Source organism: Shewanella marinintestina, from assembly GCF_023283845.1.
Taxonomy (GTDB): domain Bacteria; phylum Pseudomonadota; class Gammaproteobacteria; order Enterobacterales; family Shewanellaceae; genus Shewanella; species Shewanella marinintestina.
Genome location: NZ_JAKILC010000003.1, coordinates 120,598 through 142,179 on the forward strand (window position 1 = coordinate 120,598; position 21,582 = coordinate 142,179).

The following is a 21,582-nucleotide window of genomic DNA, read 5'->3' on the forward strand; positions in this document are numbered from 1 at the left end:
TACCGTCAGCGCAGCGTTCTGTGAGTGAGTCAGCGAACGTTCCGTCTTCCGTGAGCGAAGCGGTTATCTCAGCCTTAATCTTTACTTAAACCGTACTTACGCATTTTCTCAACGAGAGTTGTCCGGCGTATACCGAGCATTTCAGCTGCGCGAGCCACGACATTGTCTTGCTGATCTAACGCTTGTCGAATCATGTCGATTTCAAGCTCAGCAAGTAGATCCTTTAGGTTAACCCCTTCTGGCGGCAGTTCGCTTGGGAAACGGGTTTCAGGGATCTCGATAGGTTCTTCATCATTGAAGATAGAAGCAAGTGCATCACGCTCAAGCTGTTCTTCACTGACTTCAACACAATATTCAGGAACATCGATATGGCGATACTTTATAGGTAAATCATTTACGTCAACTAACCCACCTGGATAAAGAATTGTTAAACGTTCGACCAAATTGGACAGTTCGCGCACGTTACCCGACCAAGAATGCTCTTTAAGCGATTCAATCGCACGCTGGGTGAAGCGCACTCTGCCGCGCCCTTCGTTATATACTCGGCTAACTAACTCTTGAAGCAGTAACGGAATATCTTCTTTGCGTTCACATAATGCGGGCATTTCAATTGGAAACACATTGAGTCTGTAATATAGATCTTCTCTGAAATCACCAATTTCAATCATGCTTTCAAGGTTTCTATGTGTCGCTGCAACGACTCGTACATCAGCTACGATTGATTTGCTGCCACCAACTCGCTCAAACATGCGCTCTTGCAATACACGTAATAACTTAACTTGCATTTGCAATGGCATGTCGCCGATTTCATCAAGGAACAAAGTACCTTTTTCGGCAAGTTCAAAGCGACCTTTACGCGCGCTTATTGCGCCTGTAAATGAGCCTTTCTCATGACCGAACAGTTCACTTTCTAATAATTCAGGAGGAATTGCACCACAGTTAACCGGTATAAACGGTCCGTCACGGCGATCGGAAATATAATGAATATTTCGAGCGACCACCTCTTTACCAGTACCTGATTGTCCGAGGATAAGCACTGTAGCTTCAGAGCTAGCAACTTGATTGATTAGGTGTCGAACGTTAGCGATACCTTCACTGCGTCCAACCAAACTTCTAAACAACTTAGTCTGATTTGCGCTCGTCGGGATCTCTGGGCGCTTAACCTGCCCATAGACTTGACAAAAGTGCAGCAATTCAGTTAATTGCGGATAATTTAATGGTTCTTCGATACTACCGAGAATGTTCGACGCTTTAACGTCGTCTCTTTCCCCGAGCATTAAAAAAGGTTGCCATGGAAGCATACCAGCCAAAGACTGAATCGCTTCTTTCTCTTGATTTCCAGATGGCAAAACAATCGCGCGAAAACGCGTTTGTTTAGTATGAGCTTCAAGTTTATCAAAGTCGGTCAATTCGACCTGCTCACCTAAAAATTCAAATACACATGACAAGCGATTAATTCGCTCGGATTGGCTACCGACAAGTAGAATTCGTTGATCTGTTTGCATCATTCCGAAGGCCATAAGGCTCAAATATTTCAGCGCATTAATTATTAGTGTTGGTTGCTTTTTTCAAGCTTATTTTTCAAGCGGGTAGTTATCTAAAATGCTTTATGAATTAACTACCGAATAGAATAGTGTATTATCAGCCCGCTATAAGCAAGCCCCTGATGACCTTTATGAGAAACTCAATTGTTTTTAGCTTAAAAACTCTTCACTGATGTATCAGATAGCCATCTTTTTGACAGGTGACAAAAAGGAGGGGGTAAAACCTCCCATTTTATCGACTGTCTATATTGCACTCGCATGAGAGTCAATATGGTGTTTATCTGCTGGTATCGCATCCCAACCTTCTTTAATCGTACGTATGATCTCGCTAACGTCATCGATTGCTTGAACATCATTGTTGATGTTAGCTTCAGAGATCCGGCGTAACATAAAGTCATATAAATCACTTAGGTTTTGAGCGATATCTCCACCAGCTTCCATGTTCAAACTATTGTTTAAACCAGTAATGATGCCAATCGCTTTACCTATAAATACGCCTTTGTTAGCCAAGTCATTATTCTCTATCGCGTAGCGACTTTGAGCAAGGCGCTGCAGCGCTCCATCAAACATCATCTGAATAATACGATGCGGTGAAGCAACTGAGATTTCACTATCTAACGAAACTTTACGATACGACTGAAGAGAGCTTCTCATTAAAAACCTACCTGTTAGAATCTATGGTCTTGTACATATTTAGCTGTTGTTTACTTTTACGTCCTGCATGTAGCAAAGACTGCCGATGCGCCTTAATCATATTGGCTTTTACCTCAAATGACTGACTCAGCGTAATCTGCTTTTTCAATTCAGCAGCATCTGCTGCTGTCGCATTTTCAAAAGCTTTAACAAGTAAACTTTGACGCTTACCAACTAACTCCTGCAAGTATGATACCAACTCATCGGTCGACTCATCTTCAGCAGGCACGAGATTTAACTTATCTAACAGCGCGTCTAATTCATCATTTAGTTGGCATAGAGGCTTTAAATGCACACTGAACTCCTTAGAATCCGAAGGGAAACTCAATACAACTATGAACCGATCACACCTGGCAACGAGTTCAACCTATCAACTAATCCGGCACTTTGTTGATTCAACTGGCCAACGACAAGATCCATTGCATTAAACTGTTTAAACAGGCGTGCTTGTAGCATTTCCATTTTTAAACTAAATGCTTCGCGTTGATCATCTAAACGCTGTTTATCATTAGTTAATGCGTTATCACGGCTATCAATCAATCCGCCAGACTTTACATAACCCTCAACTAAGTTATCTAAGCTGGCTGCAATACCTTTATCAGGGGTCGCAAATAAGCCCTCGACGGATCCCATATCTTCGGCGATGACTTTATCGAGCTTCTCATCGTTGATTGACATTTTGCCGTATCGGTCAGTTTCAATACCAATATCGTACAAAGCAATCGTTTCACCGTCGACATCAACGCGATTACTGATCATATTTCGCATCTGGGATTCAATCGAGCGCAACATTGAATCGCCTTGCAGGGCTGCGCCCTCTTCTTTTTCAGCATCATACTTAGATAAGCTGCTAATAGAGTCCACTAAGGTATTGTATGCATCTACAAAACCTTTTACATTTTCTTTTACGGCCTCATTATCTTGTTCAATTTTCAAGGTCGAAGTTTTAGCAAGATCGGCATCAGTCAAAGACAGTGTCACGCCAGCAATGGCATTTTCAACATCATTGCTTTGTGAAGTCACCTTTTGGCCATCAATGTGCAGCACTGCATCTTGCGCGGCTTGTAAGGTTTCTAAATTCGCCGCACCAAACATGTCATTGAGCCCTGAGCCCGAACCAACTGCATCTGCTGCTGTCACGCTAACCTGATTATCGGTACCAGTTTCATCAGAGCTGAATACAATTCGACTGCCACCATCGCTTTTAATCACTGTGGCAGTAATCCCTGCATTATCGGCGGATTCATTGACTTTCTTGGCAATCGCATCGAGTGAATCACCCGCTTCAATCGCAACAGTAAAGGCTTTACCGTTAACTTCAAGGTCCAGTGTGCCTTGCCCGACTCCAGCAGTAGCATCGGCAACGTTTTTACCTGCCAGTTTGTGAGATGCAGCAAGTTGTTCAACTTGGATTTGATAACTGCCTGACTGGGCGTTTTTATCCGCTGTTGCAGTGAAGTAGTCGCTGTCACCTGTAGAGACTTTACGAATATTCAGTGCTGCGGGATCGCTCAGCTTTTCGAGGGCTTCCTGAAACGTAGATAGTTGGCTTTTGAGGGTGCCCATTGCAGATACCTTGGCTTCAATTGTCGCCTCAGTTTTATCAAAAATCGCTTCTTTAGGTACTTTTTCGGCATCAACTAACACTTTAACAATGGTGTTGATATCTAATCCAGAACCTATACCGGTCGCTGTTAATGCCATTTTTGCCCCCTAGACAAAATAAGTTATTTTTTGACGCTCAACCTATGCTTCAGTCTTAAGCAAAGATCCCGCCACTTCTGCAAGTTTTTGTGCTAATTCTAGCGCTTCTTCGTTAGGGATCTGTCTAATGATATCCCCAGAGTCGACATCTAATACGCTAACAATACTTTGCCCCGAATGTTCATCGACCTTAAAGGCAAGACCTTTACGCATCAGTGACATCATATCATTAAGTTCATTAGCGACTTCATGTATGTCAGCAGTTTTCTCTTCACTATCCTTGGCCAGCGACGTTCTTTCTACACTGCTTGATTCTTTGAACAGAACGGCTTTATCTATTGAGTCGACTTCTGTCTGAGTACTGGTTAATTCCTGTTTAACAGCAATAGGATTGGTAGCACTCGTGAAATTCACATCCATTGTCATACATCACCTCGGTAACTATTCAATCTAGGACGTATACCTCTAGCTATTACGTCAAGGTTTATAAACAACAAAGGGAGATTCATCACGAATCTCCCTTTAAACTGCTACTTTATCGGTAAATACTCTTAACGAGAAACCCGATTAAAGAAGAGATAGTGCAACTTGTGGTAACTGGTTAGCTTGTGCAAGCATCGCAGAACCCGTTTGCTGTAGTACTTGGTTCTTAGTCATTGCAGACGTTTCTTTTGCGAAATCCACATCAACAATACGGCTCTTTGCATCAGCAACGTTTGCTTGTGTATTTGCACTGTTACTAATGTTGTGTGCTAGACGGTTTTGTACCGCACCCAAGTCAGCGCGTTGAGTATCAATCGTCTTGATTGCAGCATCAATCTTACCAAGCGCAGACTGACGAGCAGCTGAAGTTGCAAGCGTTAAACCGCCAACTGACAATGAAGTTGCGTCAGTCTTTTTAACTTTAACAGTAATATCTTCTTTAGCCTGGTGGCCAACTTGGAAGTTTTTACCAGCAGAGAAAGTACCAGTCATCAGCTTAGTGTTACCAAATGCGGTAGTTGAACCGATTGACGTAATCTCTGTTGCTAGTGCATCGATCTCTTTCTTAATCGCGCCAAGGTCATCACTGTTGTTTGCACCGTTAGATGCCTGGATAGTTAGGTCACGCATACGCTGAAGCATGTTAGTTTGCTCCTGCATTGCACCTTCAGAGATTTGGGCAATTGAGATAGCATCGTTAGCGTTACGCATACCAACGTCTAGACCACGCACCTGTGAATCTAGACGGTTAGAAATTGCAAGACCCGCAGCATCGTCTTTCGCACTGTTGATACGAAGACCACTTGATAGACGCTCCATAGAGGTAGCCAAACCTTGGCTAGAAGAGTTCAAGTTCTTTTGCGCTTTCATAGAAGTCACGTTTGTGTTTACTGTAATAGCCATAATTTGTTTCCTCTTTAATACCTGGCTTTAAAACTTGCCTGTCTATTTACGCCAGGCGGGTCTATTGGGTTACAGTAACTTTAACGGCTGCTATTTTTTAATCTTTAGCACTTTTTTTAAAAAAAATAGTGTTTTTCTACAAATACATATAAATCATAATAATATCAGTGACTAAACCGATTCTTTTAAACTAAAAAATCCATATTAACTGGGTTAACAGTCAATATGGATTGTTATTTTAAGCTAACTCAACCAATTGCTTTCAGTGCAATTAACTTAAGTGGATAGCATTAAGCGCCAATAGTACGTAAACGCATCGCTTATGCTTAATTAACCAAGTAGTGATAAGGCAACTTGTGGCAACTGGTTTGCCTGGGCAAGCATAGAGCTACCTGTTTGCTGTAACACTTGGTTCTTGGTCATTTGAGCCGTTTCTTTAGCGAAATCGACATCAACAATACGGCTTTTCGCATCAGCAACGTTCGCTTGGGTGTTAGCACTGTTACTGATGTTATGAGCTAAACGGTTTTGCACCGCACCTAAATCCGCACGTTGGGTGTCAATTGTCTTAATAGCTGCATCGATTTTCCCCATAGCAGATTGACGAGCAGCAGATGTTGCTAAGGTTAAAGCCCCCACAGACAGCGACGTTGCATTTGACGTTTTAACCGTCACTTCAATATCTTCTTTGGCTTGATGGCCTACTTGGAAGTTTTTACCTGCAGAGAAACCACCATTCAATAATTTTGTATTACCAAAGGCTGTACTATTACCAATTGAGGTGATTTCAGTGGATAGCGCATCAATCTCTTTCTTAATAGCTGAAAGATCATCACTATTGTTAGCACCGTTAGATGCCTGAATGGTCAAATCACGCATACGCTGTAGCATGTTCGTCTGCTCTTGCATTGCACCTTCAGCAATTTGTGCAATAGAGATAGCATCATTGGCGTTACGCATACCTACATCAAGACCACGCACCTGTGAATCTAGACGATTAGAAATTGCTAGACCTGCAGCATCATCTTTTGCACTGTTAATGCGAAGACCACTCGATAAACGCTCCATTGAGGTCGACAGTCCTTGGCTTGACTGGTTTAGGTTCTTTTGCGCTTTCATTGATGTAACGTTGGTATTAACGGTAATAGCCATTATGATTTCCCTTATCTAAAATTACTGCCAAGACTTCAGGCTTGGCTAATTTCGGTTAATTTGAATTCTAATTATTTAGGTGGCATTCATGGTTTAGATATAATCAAACAATGACACTGTGCCGACCTTAGTAAAAACGCTTGATGCTGCACTTAAAGCTTGCTGTTGTTGCTCTAATTGCATTATCGCCTCGGCGTAATCTAAATCTTCCAACATCGAAAGAGCCGAGTTGTTCACAATCTTTTCTTCTTCATGGGTTGCAGCATAACTGTCTAAGCTTTTTAAGCTATTACCGGCAACACCCCGTGCAACATCCAGTTGATTCATTCCACTGTCGATATTATTCAACATTTGTGCCAACTCTGATTTACCTGCAGGAGTATTGACTAGGTTAGGGTCTTCAATTAAGGCTATCGCACTATTGATAGTATCGAGCAAACTCGCTTCAGGCTTATGTTCCATGGTAAATGAGTCACCTGACGCGGGCTTACCATCTAGCTTAACTTCAATGCCGTTGAAGGCGACGGGACTGTTAGGATCAAAAGCTGGTACAGTGGTGACAACAGCATTCGTCGAATCTCTGACTTCTAAATCATTACCAACCATAGTAAATGTGTAGGTATCGGGCACATGTGTCGCAGGATCTGTCACTTTTGCGCTTTCGACATTAAATTCGCCAGTTTGTGAGGCCAAATAATTGACACTGTAATCCCCTAAACCATTGGGAGAGTTCATAAAAGCAAGATCGCCCGGAATATTGGCGCCAATAGTCGTGCCTGAGGCTACGATGCTTTCTCTGATCCCACTATCGCCGTTATAAACCGCGTTGCCACTCGCATCAAACTCAAATGGCTGACTACCAGTATTAAAACCACCAAACAGATAATTACCCGACTCATCCTTGCTATTAGCAATGGTCATTAGCTCTTCAAGACTACCACGTAGCTCATCGGCAACTGTTTGCCGATCACTTTCAGTTAGTGTGCCGTTTACTGCCCTTAATACTTGCTCTCTAACACTGCTGGTAATAGTAGCCGCACTACCTAGTTTACTTTCAGATACTGACAATCTATTTTTGGTGTAGTCTATATTTTTAAGAAACTGGTCAACGACTGCATTCTGCTGCTTAAGGTTGCCAATGCCCACTGAAGCAACTGGATCATCACCCGCTGTATTGACACGCTTTCCAGTCGATAGCTGCTCAATGATCTGGCTTGTCTGCGACTGTTTACTGGTCACACTATTAATGTTTTGGTGAAACATTTGCGCAGTTGAAATTCGCATAGTCTTAATTCCTGTCCCTAATCGTTAAGCATTCAGTGCTAACGCAGTGAGCTAAATAGTGTGTTGAAGATTTCATTTGCGGTAGTCATGATCCGCGCAGATGCTTGATAAGACTGCTGAAAGCGCATCAAGTTTGCCGCTTCTTCATCCAAGTTAACCCCTGATACGCTTTGAATTCGCGTATAAGCTTGGTTGTAAATTGCTTCAGCCGAACCCATTGACATTTCAGCCGACTTAGCTTTGCTGCCCACGTCTAGCTTTGTATTCTCAAAGACATCATTCAAAGTTGTTTTACCGCCATTCATCAGCTTGGCTTCATTCAGATTTGCCATGTTGACCATATTAGAGTTATCCCCTTCCGCAAATGACAAATCGAAGCTAAATTTTTCTGTTGTGGTGGCTGAGGAGTCAATTTCAAATGTAAAGCCATGAGCGCTAATTGTCGGCGGTGTATAAGCTGCAGGTGCACCTAGTGATGTGCCATTGGCGTCAAATGCTTCAAACGTTGGCGGCGTTGCACCTGGATTAATTTCAAAGGTAAGCTCTGAGCCTGTAACTGGGAAATTAGCTGCCGTCCGGTCATCAATGCTGACTAGCTTAATTTGGCTATTACCGATATTCGAAGCATCTGCAGTAATTTGACTACCTGCAGCCGCAATACCTTTAGGATCGGTCATCTCAACCGATATTGAAGAGGCTGCGCCAGAAGTCGGTCTGATTTCAAAGGTGTCGCCCGAGGCTAATGTGCCAGCGTTGATATTAACGCTAAAGCCATTTGCACCTTCGAGCTTAGTACCGTTTAAAGTAAGCGGCGTTATATTGCCAGTAGCGGCATCTTTTAGCTCGTAAGTTGATGGCGCGGTAAATTTTAATTCATAGCTACTACCGCTTAACTCTCCAACATCGTCAATATGGACGCCTAAAACTGCAGAGCCAGTATTGCTTGATAGCGCACCGACTCGACCAATTTGCATGGATGGGTCGTTAATGTCGGTAAATATATTAGCGCCCACTTGACCATTTAAGTCAAAGCCCTGCTCTTGTGCCTTGTTAAATGCATCACTCACACCTAAAGCAAATTGGCCTAATTCCATTTGTGATGGCAGTAGTGTCTCGTCACGGTAATTGACTAATGCGCCAAGCTGGCCGCCCAATTTACTCGCATCAACTATCATGCTTTTATCACCAGATTGGGCGGTGATTTGTAATTCATTCGGATACGGGTCGCCTTGAGAGGTTCCCATCTGCATCGACTTTTCGCCCGACACCAACATAACCGAACCACCTAGCATGATACTTTTAGCACCGGAATCTAATGGCACCACGTTAACCGATGCATATTCACTAAGCTCCAAAATTAATGCATCTTGCTTATCAAGCAGCTGCATATCTTGGCCTTGAGACTTCATTAGCTCACGGTTAATGTTGCCTAACTCGGTACTGATCTCGTTAATTCTGTCTGTGACTGCAGCAATTTGATCATTAGTTTGCGTCATCTGCCCGTCTAGATGAGCTTGCATCTGGTTAACCGTACTCGCTAGATGTTTGGCATTGGTAAGAAATGAATCTCGCATACCTATGTCATTTGGCAGATCAGCCAAGGCATTCATACTGGCGAAAAAGTCATTCATCCCTTGCGGCACCGCTTGGCCTAACTGAGAAAAAATCTGGTCGAGCTCACTCATTTTTCCGAAAGTAGTTTGCGATTCACTCATCGCAGTAGAACCAATGCGTAACTCTCTAGTGGCGTAATCGTTATAAACCCTTTTTACATCTGAAACATAAGTACCCGCGCCGTAAAAGTCATTGCCCATGCGCTGGGAATCGAGCGCCGACTGAGAAACCACCTGACGGTTATAACCAGCGGTATTGGCATTGGCGATGTTATTACTGGTAATCGCTAGCTGAGACTGAGAAGCCAATACACCTGTACGGGCAATATTCATTAAATCTAAAGACATACGTACTGGCTCCTTGCTGTAAGAGATTGAACAACACGATTAATCATTGCTTAACCCCTTGTAAGACATCTTTAAAGTCTCGAGTAATAGTTTTCATCACCTGAATAACCTTATCGGCATATTTAGGATCGGTTGCATAACCTGCATCTTGCAGAGAACGAATAAAGGCTTGTGGGTTACTTGCTTGCTTCATCGCATCTTGGTAGCGCTCACCGTTAGACACAAACGACACGAAATCGTTAAAGCTTTGGCCGATATCCTCATAAACCCTAAAATTAGCTTGCTGTTTTACAGCGATACCTTGCTCATATTCCAAGGTGCTTACAGAAGCTTTATCACCTTGCCAGCGGTTGTCAGCTTTAATGTTAAATAAATTGTTGCTTTGCTGCCCCTGATGACCTTTAACCATCTTCTGACCCCATCCGGTTTCTAACGCAGATTGCGCAATCAATACTTCAGGTGTCGTCCCCAGTGCAGCGGCCGCTTTTTCAGCATGAGGGTATAAGCGTGATACGAACTCATCTTGGCTGGTAAAATTTGCTTGGGATTTATCGCCATTGACTGCCGCGGACGGCAATACTTTGCCACTTAATACGGAATCTAAAGTTTGTAGTTTGGGCGCTGCGGTTGCTAATTCGGCATTGCCATTAACACTGGCATATTGATTAGATTGCAGGCTTGCTAAGGCCATTGGATTAGTGCTGGTATGATTACTCGCATCAACACTTGCCACACGCGCTGTCGGCATCTGCAACATATCAGGCTTATCCATAGTCAAAGCCGCCGCTTTTGAGCCACCATTAATATCACCACGTAATACAGACGCTGGAGTCATTGGGCTATTTGCAGGGTCAAGTTGCTGCACCATTAAGTCAGCCAAACCCAACATGCCCTCACCCGATAGATTTAACGACATTTGCTGATCATGCATCTGCTCGTAAAATTTGGTGTATTGGCTATTCATCGGGCTATCAGACTCGAATACAGCATTGGCGTCACGCATGCTTTGCATCAGCATTTGCACGAAGATCCCTTCAAACTGCTGGGCAACTTCTTTTAACGCACTGGTTTCATCTTTTTGGGCTCTGGATCTTAATGAGTCCAAGCCTCCAAGATCCAGAAATTGCGATGCGTTCGACAGCTTTTCCATGACACCTTTCCAATAAAACTGACAATATTTAGATAATTATCAGTTCACCATGCAAAGCCCCTGCCATCTTTAACGCTTCTAGAATTGCTAGCACATCTGAAGGCGCCGCACCGACTAAGTTTACCGCTCGAACTAGCTCATCTAGCGTGGTTCCAGGATTAAACATAAACATACGGCTATCTTCTTCCGCCACATCAACTGTGCTGTCGGTGGTGACAACCGTTTGTCCATTTGCAAATGGATTAGGCTGAGATACCTGCGTTGCCTCTGCAATGGTCACAGTTAAGCCACCATGAGTCACTGCTGCTGGCAATAATTTGACGTTTTGGCCAACCACAATGGTGCCAGTACGAGAATTAACAATGACTTTGGCAGACTCTGCTGCAGGTTCGACTTCAATATTCTCAAGCGTGGCTAAAAACGATACCCGTTGTGACACATCGCGCGGCGCACTCACTTGCACAGATGCCGCATCAAGTGGTCTTGCCATACCAGGTCCAAGCAGATCGTTAATTGCATCCGCCAAACGTTTTGCCGTCGAAAAATCAGCGCGGCGCAGGTTAAAAGTTAAGTGGTCGCCTGTTGAAAATGGCGTTGCAACTGTTCGTTCAATCATTGCACCATTTGGAATACGGCCAACGGTAGGTGTGTTTTGTACTACTTTAGAACCATCCATACCTTCGGCACTAAAACCACTCACAACCATGCTGCCTTGAGCAATAGCGTATACGTTACCGTCGACACCTTTTAAGAAAGTCTGTAGTAATGTACCGCCACGTAAACTTTTAGCTTCACCTAAACTCGATACTGTTACATCTAATGTTTGGCCAGGCTTGATAAATGGTGGCATCTCAGCACTAACTGCTACCACAGCAATGTTTTTAATCTTAGGTCTGAAATTGTCCGGTAAGTTGATACCAAAGTTTTTCAACATAGTTTTAAACGTTTGCTCGGTGTAACGGGTTTTTTCACCGGTTCCGGGTAAACCAACCACTAAACCATAACCAATCAACTGGTTACTACGTACGCCCTGTACGTTGGCAATATCTTTGATCCGCTGCGCATGAGCCGGCGCAGTTATCGCCAAAATGGCGCAAAGTAAAACCAATTTAAATTTCATCATCCTAAATCCTTAGCACTAGGCAAAACCTTTCTAGCCTAAAACGGCCACCAGCTACCCATAAAGAATGAGGCTAACCAGCCTACTTTTTGTACTTCAGCAAAGGTTCCTGTACCACTGTATTGAATACGCGCATTTGCCACACGTTGTGAGTCAATGGTGTTATCTGGTCGAATATCTTGCGCGCGAACGATACCGGTAATACGTACAAACTCGTCACCGTTATTGATACTTATCCATTTTTCACCACGAATAACCAAATTACCGTTGTTGAGTACTTGCATAACATTGGCAGAAATACTACCCGACAAGCTATTGCTTTGGTCTGCATCAGACTCACGCTTGGTATTCATGCTGTCTTTGTAGCGCAGATCAATCGGATTACCACCCACAGTGATATTGCCGCCACCGGCATAAATCGGGTCAAGCGACAGATCGGTCCCTTTGGAAATCTCGTTATTAGCACTCTTTTTCGCTTGAGTTTGTTCCATCAAATAAACGGTAATGATGTCACCCACTTTCAGCGCTTTAATGTCTGAATACAAACTAGAAGCCTGACTATCTTGATACATAGAGCCAGTCGCAGCGATCTTCGTCGGCGGCGCCTCTGGATACACAGGCGCATAATAAGGATCGTCCGCTATCGGTTTACCGTTAGTTGAATTACATCCTGAAATTACTGCAACAAGGGCCAAAAGCCACAAATGCTTCATATTCAACGCCTCTTATAAATGCTTAAAGGTTTTGGTTAACGTAAGACAACATTTGGTCAACAGCTGAAATCACTTTAGAGTTCATCTCGTAAATACGCTGACTTTCAATCAAGTTTACTAACTCTTCTGTCACGTTCACGTTTGAGGTTTCTAATGCGCCTTGTCGAATCGCGCCCATACCATCAAGTGATGCAGTGCCTTGAATAGGTGTGCCACTTGCGCCAGTTTCTAAGTATAAGTTCTGCCCCATAGGGTCGAGTCCTGACGGATTAATAAAATCAGAAATAGCTAGCTGACCCACGACTTGGTTTTCTGCGTTGCCCGGTGTTTTAACCGACACTTCACCTTCAGCTGAAACGGTGATACTTGTGGCATCTTCAGGAATGGTGATAGCAGGTTGAATCACATAGCCTGAACCTGGGGTCACGATTTGGCCGGTGTCATCTAAACTAAACTGGCCGTTGCGGGTATAAGCTGCGGTGCCATCTGGTAATTGCACTTCAAAAAAGCCTGGGCCTTCAACCATCAAATCTAACGAGTTATCAGTAGTGAGCATGTTGCCTTGAGTAAACATCTCTTGGGTAGCAACCACTTTGGTACCCGCACCAATACTTAAACCGTTAGGCAATTTAGTATTCGAAGCACTGATACCACCAGCTTGATTAACGTTTTGATAAAGCAAGTCTTCAAATACCGCACGACTCTTTTTAAAACCAACAGTGCTGGCGTTTGCCACGTTGTTAGAAATAACAGAAATATCGGTTTGCTGAGCGTCTAAACCAGTCTTACTTATCCATAAAGCGGGATGCATAGTATCTCTCCTAGCTTATGCGCATTAAGGCAGAAGACGCGCGATCGTTCTCTTCTGCTGTTTTCATCATTTTTACTTGCATCTCAAACTGACGCTGAAGGTCAATCATAGATACCATTTCATGTACGGCATTAACATTGCTGCCTTCAACAGCGCCGCTTAACAAACCTACGCTAGGATCAGCAGGGGCATTTTCACCTGACATCAAACGGAATAATCCGTCTTCTCCGCGCATTAAGTTTTGGTTACCCGGGTTAACAAGCTTGATCCGGGCCACCTCTTCAATCACTTCAGCGGTAGCACCAGACGGACGCACAGAGACAATACCGTCTTGGGAGATCTCTACCTTTTCAATGGGTAAAGGTAGAACGATTGGGCCATTGTCGCCCATCACAGCTGTGCCTCTGTCGTTACGTAAAACGCCTGAGTTATCGAAACGTAAGCTGCCTGAACGGGTGTAAGCTTCACCACCATTCTCTGCTTGAACTGCAATCCAGCCATCGCCTTTAACGGCGATATCTAAATCGCGACCAGTCGTTTTTATTGGGCCACTAGAAAAGTTTGCAGACGGAGTTTCAGTCATTGAAAATACACGTGTAGGTAAGCCCTCACCAAAAGCTTGCATAGAGCGTGCTTGGGCCAAGTCAGCTTTAAAACCATCAGTATTCGCATTTGCCAAATTGTTGGCACTTACAGCCAACGAATTCATATTCTGTTTTGCGCCGCTCATTGCGACATAGAGCAATTTGTCCACTTAACACTCCGTCAAACTTCCGTCTAAACAATAGCAAAGCAAACTCTGTGCCAACTACTGCTATTTATCAGGAGGTTAAAGTGAGAACGATATTGAAGTGATTGATATTAAATGCGTGATGAGAAACTTATGCAGTAATTTAAAGGTAAAAGCTTAATCAGAAAAACGAGTATCAATGATTGGATAGGAAACACGTTGCCATTGCGGCAACGTGTTCACACTAGCTAATGCTTTGCTTAGCGGATCTGTAGAATTGACTGCTGTAGCGTGTTATTCACTTCAAGCGTTCGAGAGTTAGCTTGGAAATTACGCTGAGCAGAAATCAAATCAACCAGCTCAGTCGTTAAGTCTACGTTCGATTGTTCAAGTGCGGATGAACGAATACCACCAAATGTGCCACTGTTCGCCTCGCCAGCTAAAGCAGGTCCCGAATCTAAACTCGCTTTCCAAGAGGTATTGCCTGCTTGAGTTAATCCTTGCTCATTAGCAAAACTAACCAAGGCAACACGTGCTAATGGTACTGTTGAACCATTACTGTAGCTTGCGTTAATTAGCCCGTCTGCGCCAACTTCAACGTTAGTTAAACGACCAACGGTTGTACCGTCTTGCGTCAACTCAGTTACTTCAAATGGCGACGCATACTGGGTCGGATTATTAAAGTTAAGTGTTAGCGTTTGTGAGCCATCAGCGCCAGGACCTAATACGTTCGCGCCACCCACACCCAATGCTTCGGTCTTGATCACCGCAGGGTTACTGCCAGTATATGCGCCTGTGTCATTAAATGAAATTGCAGCACCTTTCCAGCCACCAGCATTTTCAGCAGATGCTTTACCATCGATCGTACCGTCACCATTGGTATCAACATTGTATTCACCCGCGGCAGGGTCTAAATCAACAGGTTTCCCATCTACCGCATAAAACGCTACCCAGTTACTTTCGCCGGTATGGGCGGCGTTAGGTGGGCGTACAAAATACGAAGTTAAAATATGCGGTTCACCAAGTGAATCGTACATGGTTACAGAAGTTGAGTTGTTAAACGTTTCTGGGTCATCCGGATCAAACGCTGCTGGATCTAACGTGCCTTCGCCTGCATTAAGGTTCATTTGAATACCAACATTGTCGGTCTTAACTGGACTACCAGCCGTGTCAGGGATCTGCACCGGTTTAGTTGTGGTTAAGCTCACAGAGGTAGAATTACCCTCTTTATCAACAGGGAAGGTCTGTAAGAAGTTACCCGCTGAGTCAACAATGTAATTATTAGAATCAAACTTAAACGCACCCGCACGCGTAAATGAGTGATCTTGTGAGCCTGCTTCAGATGAGGTTACAAAGAAACCACCACCGTTAATTGCCATATCAAGCGAGTTATTGGTAAATGCCATGCTGCCCTGATGGAATTGCTGAGCCACTTGACTCGTTGTAACTCCCCCGCCAACTGCTGTTTTACTATTTGAAAAAATAGAATTGGCATACACATCTGCAAATTCAGCACGTGATTCTTTAAAGCCTGTGGTGTTAACGTTAGCAATGTTGTTTGCAGTGGTATTTAGGTCTTTTTGTGCTGACGAAATGCCGCTCAAAGCAATGTTAAATGACATGGTTCACCTCAATCCTTATGTAATTCGATTTTTAAGAAGGTCTAAACATTGATGAATAGCACAATCTCAATACATATCTTTATTTTTGTTAAGTTTCAGATACAGCGAGAACATCACCGATCTTAATGCCGCCAACACCACGTAAATTCAAAATAGCTCCGGTCGCAGCATTACCCAGTGAAACACTCGATACATGAGCATAGGTCGACACAGGTAACTCTTCGCTCTTACCATCTACCTTGCCACTCGCTTTGAAGGAATAGTTACCTTCGGCAACAGGCTGACCATTTTTGTCTAGGCCGTCCCAGCTGACATCGATATTGCCGCCTTCACTACCGTCAACGGTAAAGGTGTCAACTAACTGGCCTTTGTCATCTTCAATACGCACTGTGATAGATTCAATCGATTCTGGCGTACTGATAATGCCTTTCATGCTTGGGTCTTCAGCTGAAATATGGCCCGTATCAGAAGGAATTAGCACCTTTTGCCCAACGAGGCCCGATGCCTGCAGCGCCTGACTTGAGCTAGTCAATGCATTAAGGTTAACAATTTCTTCGTTAAGTTTAGTGATACCATCTACAGTTGAGAAAGATGCCATCTGCTGGATCATTTGGTCGTTTTCAACCGGCTTAAATGGATCCTGCATTGACAACTGCTGACTTAATAACGCAAAGAAATCTTCTTGAGTTAATTCTTGATTATTAGCGTCAGGTACCGCGTTTTCTTCTGGTAGACGTAAACCGTCAAGAAATGGATTCCCCGTGGTTGACTGTTGCTCTGTTACCGTCGCTGCTGCTGCCGCACTTTGAGTCGCCGTAGCGGCTGTTTGCGGCGAAATAGCATTAGCCTGCGGGCTTTGTCCCGTTGCAGACTGCGTTGATGTGAGCGGATTTATAAGGCTCAAAGTTTACCTCCAGCTTTCACTGAGTTTATTTGCCTATTCTAAGCGTCTGCTGAAGCATAGACTTCGCTGCTTCAGTGACTTGTACGTTCATTTGGTATGAGCGAGAGGCTGAAATCATGTTAGCCATCTCCTCCATCACATTTACATTTGGCTTGTAAATAAAACCATCTGTGTCCGCCATAGGATGATCTGGCGAGAATTCTTTATTAAGCGGTAAGTCACTTTCGACAATTCCCTTAACAGCAACTGAAGCCGATGCACTTTGATGCTGTTGTGCTTTACTCATCTCAGCTTCAAAAATAGGATGACGAGCGCGATAAGTCTCACCAACACTGCTTGATACAGAGTCAGCGTTAGCGATATTACTAGCGGTGGTATTTAGTCTGACCGACTGAGCTGACATACCAGAACCAGCCACATTGAAAATATTAAATAAGCTCATAATTAATCGCCTCTAATCGCTTTCTTCATACCTGAAAACTTACTGTCTAGAAAACCCAGTGACATTTGATACTCAAGGGCATTTTGCATAAATGCTGATTGCTCTTGCTGAATATCAACGGTGTTACCATCACCAGTATCAGGTTGGTTAGGCACTCGGTAACTGACATGTTGCTGAGATAATGCTGCTAAATCAAAGTGCTTACTATCGCTTTTAGCCATAGTAAGTCCCGACTGTTGCGACTTGGCTGCGTTGATGGCTTTGGTAAAATCTACATCACGCGCTTTATAATTTGGCGTATCAGCATTAGCTATATTTGAAGACAATACTTCAGCACGCTGAGAACGGATCCCCAAAGTGTGTTGATGTATGCCTAATGCTTTGTCAAAACTAATCGCCATAAAATTGCCTCCTCAGCTCTATGGCTAAAATAAAGCAATACTTGTGCCAAAACATTAAATAATAAGAAAGGTTTAATGAGTCATCGTAGCTGAAATAAAAATCGTGCTAAAAAGTACAGCAAAAAGGCAATAAAAAACGCGCCTAAGAGCGAGGCGCGTTATTAATAACGTTGATCTTACGTTAAGAAGACATCAAGATTTTTTTTGATAATAAATGCCGGGGTTACAGCGCACCATATCAAATTCATCAGACAAGCCTGCAATAGACTCCGATGCACCTAGAAACAATATGCCGTTCGGATTTAAAGCGGCAGCAAATTGCCGCAATATCTTTCGCTTTGCCTCTGGAGAAAAGTAGATCAAAACATTGCGGCAAAAAATAATATCAAACTTGCCCAGAAGCGTATAACTTTCAAGCAAGTTATGAGCTCTAAAGTTCACCAAGCGCTTTACGTTAGACTTAATCACCATGTTGCCTGAGGGTAAAGCATCAAAAAACTGACGTTTACGTTCATCAGACAAACCACGACCGAGTGCAAGGTTGTCATATTCGGCATTTTTGCAACGTTCAAGCATCGATGGTGACAAATCAGTAGCCAAGATACTTGCACTGCCAGGCAAACTTCCCGGTTTGCGTTGTTGGTGTTCTAAAATACTCATCGCCAATGAATACGGTTCTTGCCCAGACGAGCATGCTGCAGACCAAATCTTCACTGGACGGCCTAGTCGGCTAAACGTCGGTAAAATTGAATTAGATAATAGTTCAAATGGGTAACGGTCACGGAACCATAAAGTTTCATTAGTCGTCATGGCATCAATTACCTCTGTGCGCAATTGACGCTCAGTCGGTTTCATCGAATGTTTCACCACATCAGATAAAGAGGGTAAGTTATACTTCCCCATTAGCGGTGCTAATCGGCTGCGCACCAAATACTGCTTATTTTCTCCCAGCACAATACCGCTGTGCTGCTCTAAGAATAATCTAAATTGATTGTACTCATTCTCAGCGAGAGATTTATTCGACACTCTTATATCCTAATTAATTTTAAACAAACCGCATTAAGCTAAACTGCATTGGCAATAGTCAAAAAACGAACGCAGCGTTATACCTTAGCAGCGCCTGAAACACAAGTAACACCGCGTCTCATCACCGCTCAAGGTGGGATAATTATAAACTTAAGTGCTTGTTTACAGCAGCCGCTAACTCATCAGGATTAAATTTCGCGATAAAGTCGTTGGCGCCAACTTTTTGCACCATTGCTTGGTTGAACACTCCGCTTAAAGAAGTGTGGAGTACCACTTTAATATTCTTAAGCTTTGGATCATCTCGAATTTCAGCGGTTAAAGTATAACCATCCATTTCAGGCATTTCGATATCAGAAATAATCAATGGGATCTCTGTCGACACATCATCAAGCTCTGTCGCTATCGCTCGCAGTTTATCTAACGCTTCTTTACCATCTTTTGCTGTATCGATTTGCAAATTAAGTGAGGTTAACGCACGGATGATTTGTTTGCGCGCTACTGACGAGTCATCTATCACCATAATGTGATAATGCTTTTCACGATCAATAGTTAATGCATCATCCAATTCTTTACTGGTATTGGTATTAACCGGAGATATTTCATCAAGAATTTTCTCAACATCTAAAATTTCAACCAACTCATTGTCAATTTCTGTCACCGCAGTCAAATAAGATAGCTTACCTGCGCCTTGTGGCGGAGGCATAATAGCTTCCCAGTTCATATTAATAATTCGTTCAACAGAGCTAACTAAAAAGCCCTGAATGCTGCGGTTATACTCTGAAATAATGATAAAGCTATTAGCGATGTCTTCAATCGGACGACCACCCGTTGCCGCACTTAAATCGATGACAGAAATAGTCATACCCCGCACATGGGCGATACCACGCACTTTAGAGTTAAGCTTAGGTAAGTTTGTCAAAGGTGGGCATTGCAGCACCTCTTTTACTTTAAAAACGTTAATTCCGAATCGTTGACGTCCATTAAGTTTAAATAACAATAACTCAAGGCGATTTTGCCCAACCAGTTGAGTCCGTTTGTTTACTGATTCAAGAATATTCGACATACAATTTTTGCCCTGTACCTACTTCTATAGGCTTATATCTGTTTCATTAAAATGATGTTACGACTGCAGCTATAAAGTGGCTTACCAGCCTCCCTTTCACACTGAAATACCTTTTAGGCATACTACTTGCTTATATAGCGACACCTGAGCAAGTCACACTCTTTAAGTCAAACTAATGACGCTCACTGATGCAAAAGGATAAAGATGACTGCAGTCCCAAAAACTACAAAATTTAGCCGTATTCTAACGAATCAAACGACTGCATTCATTAGGAATTTGTACTTATGCCCGCTTTTAGTTGCGCTTTTGGTACCTACTCAGGTATTTGCAACTGCGCAGGCCAGTATTCCTTCTATATCGACCATTTCTCGATTAGCTATAGCCGCTGTAGAAGAAAAAATAGAAGCGCCTGAAAAAGCAAAAATTCAAATTACTCCCCAAAGTCTAGATACCCGAGTAAACCTCCCCAATTGTTACCCACCTATTAAGGCTGAAATTGCCAGTAACCGTGCCATTAGACGCAACAATACCGTAAAAATTAGCTGTAACAGCCCCGACTTAAGTTACCCTTGGCAAATATTTCTATCAGTCAAAGTCGATATCATGTACCCGGTTGTCGTGGCAAAATCGACCATGGGGCCAGGAGATTTACTTTCTGGCAGTGATGTGGCAATTGAATATATCGAACAAGCCAGTTTACGAGGTCACCAATTTGAATTCGTTGAAGATGTTGTCGGTGCAAGGTTAAAAAGGCGCGTAGTGCCTGGACAACCTATATTTGCTAATCAGCTGTGCATTATTTGCAAAGGCGACAGCGTATCTATATACGCTCGCTCTGAAAACTTTCAAATTAAAACCGTAGGTGAAGCGCTACATGATGGCAATGTGGGTGACAAAATAAGAATTAAGAATAGCCATTCTCACAAAAATCTCGACGCTAGAGTGACTGGCGTTGGCCAAGTTGAAGTAAGAATGTAAAATAAATCTAAAGTAATGAGTTAGGCCGCCGATATGGTGTGTAAGAAACTCTCTTTAATAAATGTTGGATCTCAAAATGGCTATTGATATTAAACAAGTTAACCCTCACGCTAATACTCGTATTAGTACAGGAACAAGTGCTAAAGGTACCCCTGCGCAAACGGCACCAACCAATGCAGCGCCAACGCCGCAAAAAAGCGACTCGGTGTCAATTACACCACAAGCACAACAAATTCAAAATGTTCAAACTAAGATGGCCGATATGCCAGAAATCGATCAAAAGAAAGTAGACGCGATTAAAGCGGCAATTGCCGAAGGGCGTTACAAAATCGATCCAGAAAAGCTTGCAAGTAACATTGCTAGTTTGGAAAATGACCTTAAAGACTTAGATTAAGCTCAGTTAAGCATAATCGGTCTCAGCTACGAACTCATTTAGAGCGAAAAAACAAGGCCAATATGACAAATCTCTCTCAACTTTTAAGCTCACAACACCAAGTGTTGACTGAGCTAAATGCAGTGATTAGCCAAGAAAAGCAAGCATTGCATGCGCAGCAAGCCGATGCATTGCTGGCATTAGCTAGCACTAAGGCTAATTTACTGACAAGCCTAAAACAAAATGATGAGATGATTGCTACCCAGCCAGATATTGCATTACTCAAAACCGATGCGGAGCTTGCCGCGCAAGTGAGTAACGCTAAAGACTTATTAGCGCAATGTCAGCAGCTTAACGCTGAGAATGAATCGTTAATTGAATTAAGTTTAGCCAGCTTAAACCGATTTTCTCAAGCTTTGCAAACTAGCAGAAATGCATCAAGCTTAACTTATGACGGCAAAGGTAAAACCTCAAGCATTTCAACTTTAGGTAGTAACCTTAAAGCCTAGCGCTAAGACAAACAAC

Annotated in this window: 23 protein-coding genes; 3 read left to right on the forward strand and 20 right to left on the reverse strand. The window is 43.1% G+C overall.

The features are described 5' to 3' along the window. Positions 1–74: 74 nt before the first annotated feature. The 20 genes from L2747_RS04455 to L2747_RS04550 all read right to left on the reverse strand — a co-directional run bounded on the left by L2747_RS04455 (position 75) and on the right by L2747_RS04550 (position 19,706). Positions 75–1,508, reverse strand: a complete 1,434-nt coding sequence (locus L2747_RS04455) for a sigma-54 dependent transcriptional regulator (RefSeq protein WP_283107177.1) — start codon at positions 1,506–1,508, stop codon at positions 75–77. A gap of 279 nt (positions 1,509–1,787) precedes the next feature. Continuing rightward, a complete protein-coding gene (fliS, locus tag L2747_RS04460) occupies positions 1,788–2,198 on the reverse strand; it encodes a flagellar export chaperone FliS (RefSeq protein WP_248997894.1) in 411 nt (136 codons plus the stop codon). Positions 2,199–2,205: 7 nt separating this feature from the next. After that, complete coding sequence (locus tag L2747_RS04465; protein WP_248997895.1) at positions 2,206–2,532, reverse strand: hypothetical protein; 327 nt, start codon at positions 2,530–2,532, stop codon at positions 2,206–2,208. A gap of 38 nt (positions 2,533–2,570) precedes the next feature. Further along, entirely contained in the window at positions 2,571–3,941 is a 1,371-nt protein-coding gene (fliD, locus tag L2747_RS04470) for a flagellar filament capping protein FliD (protein ID WP_248997896.1), read from the reverse strand. A 42-nt stretch (positions 3,942–3,983) separates the two neighbouring features. Beyond that, on the reverse strand, positions 3,984–4,361 hold the full coding sequence (locus L2747_RS04475) for a flagellar protein FlaG (protein ID WP_248997897.1): 378 nt from the start codon (positions 4,359–4,361) through the stop codon (positions 3,984–3,986). Positions 4,362–4,508: 147 nt separating this feature from the next. Then, positions 4,509–5,327, reverse strand: coding sequence for a flagellin N-terminal helical domain-containing protein (locus L2747_RS04480; RefSeq protein WP_248997898.1), 819 nt, complete (start codon positions 5,325–5,327; stop codon positions 4,509–4,511). 330 nt (positions 5,328–5,657) lie between these two features. Continuing rightward, the gene (locus tag L2747_RS04485) at positions 5,658–6,479 is read right to left on the reverse strand and encodes a flagellin N-terminal helical domain-containing protein (protein WP_248997899.1); all 822 of its coding nucleotides are present in this window, start codon (positions 6,477–6,479) and stop codon (positions 5,658–5,660) included. Positions 6,480–6,572: 93 nt separating this feature from the next. Beyond that, positions 6,573–7,763: a flagellar hook-associated protein FlgL gene (gene flgL / locus L2747_RS04490; protein ID WP_248997900.1), complete on the reverse strand. Its 1,191-nt coding sequence runs from the start codon at positions 7,761–7,763 to the stop codon at positions 6,573–6,575. Positions 7,764–7,801: 38 nt separating this feature from the next. Beyond that, a complete protein-coding gene (flgK, locus tag L2747_RS04495; RefSeq protein WP_248997901.1) occupies positions 7,802–9,724 on the reverse strand; it encodes a flagellar hook-associated protein FlgK in 1,923 nt (640 codons plus the stop codon). Positions 9,725–9,767: 43 nt separating this feature from the next. Continuing rightward, on the reverse strand, positions 9,768–10,874 hold the full coding sequence (flgJ, locus tag L2747_RS04500; protein ID WP_248997902.1) for a flagellar assembly peptidoglycan hydrolase FlgJ: 1,107 nt from the start codon (positions 10,872–10,874) through the stop codon (positions 9,768–9,770). 28 nt (positions 10,875–10,902) lie between these two features. Next, positions 10,903–11,994, reverse strand: coding sequence for a flagellar basal body P-ring protein FlgI (locus L2747_RS04505; RefSeq protein WP_248998067.1), 1,092 nt, complete (start codon positions 11,992–11,994; stop codon positions 10,903–10,905). 38 nt (positions 11,995–12,032) lie between these two features. Continuing rightward, positions 12,033–12,707: a flagellar basal body L-ring protein FlgH gene (flgH, locus tag L2747_RS04510; RefSeq protein ID WP_248997903.1), complete on the reverse strand. Its 675-nt coding sequence runs from the start codon at positions 12,705–12,707 to the stop codon at positions 12,033–12,035. A gap of 22 nt (positions 12,708–12,729) precedes the next feature. Then, on the reverse strand, positions 12,730–13,518 hold the full coding sequence (flgG, locus tag L2747_RS04515) for a flagellar basal-body rod protein FlgG (RefSeq protein WP_248997904.1): 789 nt from the start codon (positions 13,516–13,518) through the stop codon (positions 12,730–12,732). Positions 13,519–13,528: 10 nt separating this feature from the next. Beyond that, positions 13,529–14,272, reverse strand: coding sequence for a flagellar basal-body rod protein FlgF (gene flgF, locus L2747_RS04520; RefSeq protein ID WP_248997905.1), 744 nt, complete (start codon positions 14,270–14,272; stop codon positions 13,529–13,531). A 236-nt stretch (positions 14,273–14,508) separates the two neighbouring features. Beyond that, positions 14,509–15,870: a flagellar hook protein FlgE gene (gene flgE / locus L2747_RS04525; protein WP_248997906.1), complete on the reverse strand. Its 1,362-nt coding sequence runs from the start codon at positions 15,868–15,870 to the stop codon at positions 14,509–14,511. 88 nt (positions 15,871–15,958) lie between these two features. Next, the gene (gene flgD / locus L2747_RS04530; protein ID WP_248997907.1) at positions 15,959–16,774 is read right to left on the reverse strand and encodes a flagellar hook assembly protein FlgD; all 816 of its coding nucleotides are present in this window, start codon (positions 16,772–16,774) and stop codon (positions 15,959–15,961) included. A gap of 25 nt (positions 16,775–16,799) precedes the next feature. Further along, positions 16,800–17,216, reverse strand: a complete 417-nt coding sequence (gene flgC, locus L2747_RS04535) for a flagellar basal body rod protein FlgC (protein ID WP_012276534.1) — start codon at positions 17,214–17,216, stop codon at positions 16,800–16,802. A gap of 2 nt (positions 17,217–17,218) precedes the next feature. Then, positions 17,219–17,617: a flagellar basal body rod protein FlgB gene (gene flgB, locus L2747_RS04540; RefSeq protein WP_248997908.1), complete on the reverse strand. Its 399-nt coding sequence runs from the start codon at positions 17,615–17,617 to the stop codon at positions 17,219–17,221. Positions 17,618–17,809: 192 nt separating this feature from the next. Next, positions 17,810–18,649, reverse strand: coding sequence for a CheR family methyltransferase (locus L2747_RS04545; protein WP_248998068.1), 840 nt, complete (start codon positions 18,647–18,649; stop codon positions 17,810–17,812). 136 nt (positions 18,650–18,785) lie between these two features. Continuing rightward, positions 18,786–19,706, reverse strand: a complete 921-nt coding sequence (locus L2747_RS04550) for a chemotaxis protein CheV (protein WP_248997909.1) — start codon at positions 19,704–19,706, stop codon at positions 18,786–18,788. 204 nt (positions 19,707–19,910) lie between these two features. Between L2747_RS04550 and flgA the strand changes: the two genes are divergently transcribed. The 3 genes from flgA (at position 19,911) to L2747_RS04565 (ending at position 21,566) form a co-directional block, all read left to right on the forward strand. After that, a complete protein-coding gene (gene flgA / locus L2747_RS04555) occupies positions 19,911–20,684 on the forward strand; it encodes a flagellar basal body P-ring formation chaperone FlgA (RefSeq protein ID WP_248997910.1) in 774 nt (257 codons plus the stop codon). Positions 20,685–20,760: 76 nt separating this feature from the next. Continuing rightward, on the forward strand, positions 20,761–21,078 hold the full coding sequence (gene flgM, locus L2747_RS04560) for a flagellar biosynthesis anti-sigma factor FlgM (RefSeq protein ID WP_248997911.1): 318 nt from the start codon (positions 20,761–20,763) through the stop codon (positions 21,076–21,078). Between the two features lie 62 nt (positions 21,079–21,140). Beyond that, on the forward strand, positions 21,141–21,566 hold the full coding sequence (locus L2747_RS04565; RefSeq protein ID WP_248997912.1) for a flagella synthesis protein FlgN: 426 nt from the start codon (positions 21,141–21,143) through the stop codon (positions 21,564–21,566). The last annotated feature ends 16 nt before the right edge of the window (positions 21,567–21,582 follow it).

What these genes read in the sequence shown, in the direction of transcription:
- flgG (WP_248997904.1), bottom strand. Translation starts at nt 13,518, where the DNA reads ATGCATCCCGCTTTATGGATAAGTAAGACTGGTTTAGACGCTCAGCAA.
- flgL (WP_248997900.1), bottom strand. Translation starts at nt 7,763, where the DNA reads ATGCGAATTTCAACTGCGCAAATGTTTCACCAAAACATTAATAGTGTG.
- L2747_RS04480 (WP_248997898.1), bottom strand. Translation starts at nt 5,327, where the DNA reads ATGGCTATTACAGTAAACACAAACGTGACTTCTATGAAAGCGCAAAAG.
- flgC (WP_012276534.1), bottom strand. Translation starts at nt 17,216, where the DNA reads ATGAGCTTATTTAATATTTTCAATGTGGCTGGTTCTGGTATGTCAGCT.
- fliS (WP_248997894.1), bottom strand. Translation starts at nt 2,198, where the DNA reads ATGAGAAGCTCTCTTCAGTCGTATCGTAAAGTTTCGTTAGATAGTGAA.
- flgM (WP_248997911.1), top strand. Translation starts at nt 20,761, where the DNA reads ATGGCTATTGATATTAAACAAGTTAACCCTCACGCTAATACTCGTATT.
- flgH (WP_248997903.1), bottom strand. Translation starts at nt 12,707, where the DNA reads ATGAAGCATTTGTGGCTTTTGGCCCTTGTTGCAGTAATTTCAGGATGT.
- L2747_RS04505 (WP_248998067.1), bottom strand. Translation starts at nt 11,994, where the DNA reads ATGAAATTTAAATTGGTTTTACTTTGCGCCATTTTGGCGATAACTGCG.
- flgJ (WP_248997902.1), bottom strand. Translation starts at nt 10,874, where the DNA reads ATGGAAAAGCTGTCGAACGCATCGCAATTTCTGGATCTTGGAGGCTTG.
- L2747_RS04455 (WP_283107177.1), bottom strand. Translation starts at nt 1,508, where the DNA reads ATGATGCAAACAGATCAACGAATTCTACTTGTCGGTAGCCAATCCGAG.
- flgK (WP_248997901.1), bottom strand. Translation starts at nt 9,724, where the DNA reads ATGTCTTTAGATTTAATGAATATTGCCCGTACAGGTGTATTGGCTTCT.
- L2747_RS04550 (WP_248997909.1), bottom strand. Translation starts at nt 19,706, where the DNA reads ATGTCGAATATTCTTGAATCAGTAAACAAACGGACTCAACTGGTTGGG.
- flgB (WP_248997908.1), bottom strand. Translation starts at nt 17,617, where the DNA reads ATGGCGATTAGTTTTGACAAAGCATTAGGCATACATCAACACACTTTG.
- L2747_RS04565 (WP_248997912.1), top strand. Translation starts at nt 21,141, where the DNA reads ATGACAAATCTCTCTCAACTTTTAAGCTCACAACACCAAGTGTTGACT.
- fliD (WP_248997896.1), bottom strand. Translation starts at nt 3,941, where the DNA reads ATGGCATTAACAGCGACCGGTATAGGTTCTGGATTAGATATCAACACC.
- L2747_RS04485 (WP_248997899.1), bottom strand. Translation starts at nt 6,479, where the DNA reads ATGGCTATTACCGTTAATACCAACGTTACATCAATGAAAGCGCAAAAG.
- L2747_RS04475 (WP_248997897.1), bottom strand. Translation starts at nt 4,361, where the DNA reads ATGGATGTGAATTTCACGAGTGCTACCAATCCTATTGCTGTTAAACAG.
- flgA (WP_248997910.1), top strand. Translation starts at nt 19,911, where the DNA reads ATGACTGCAGTCCCAAAAACTACAAAATTTAGCCGTATTCTAACGAAT.
- flgE (WP_248997906.1), bottom strand. Translation starts at nt 15,870, where the DNA reads ATGTCATTTAACATTGCTTTGAGCGGCATTTCGTCAGCACAAAAAGAC.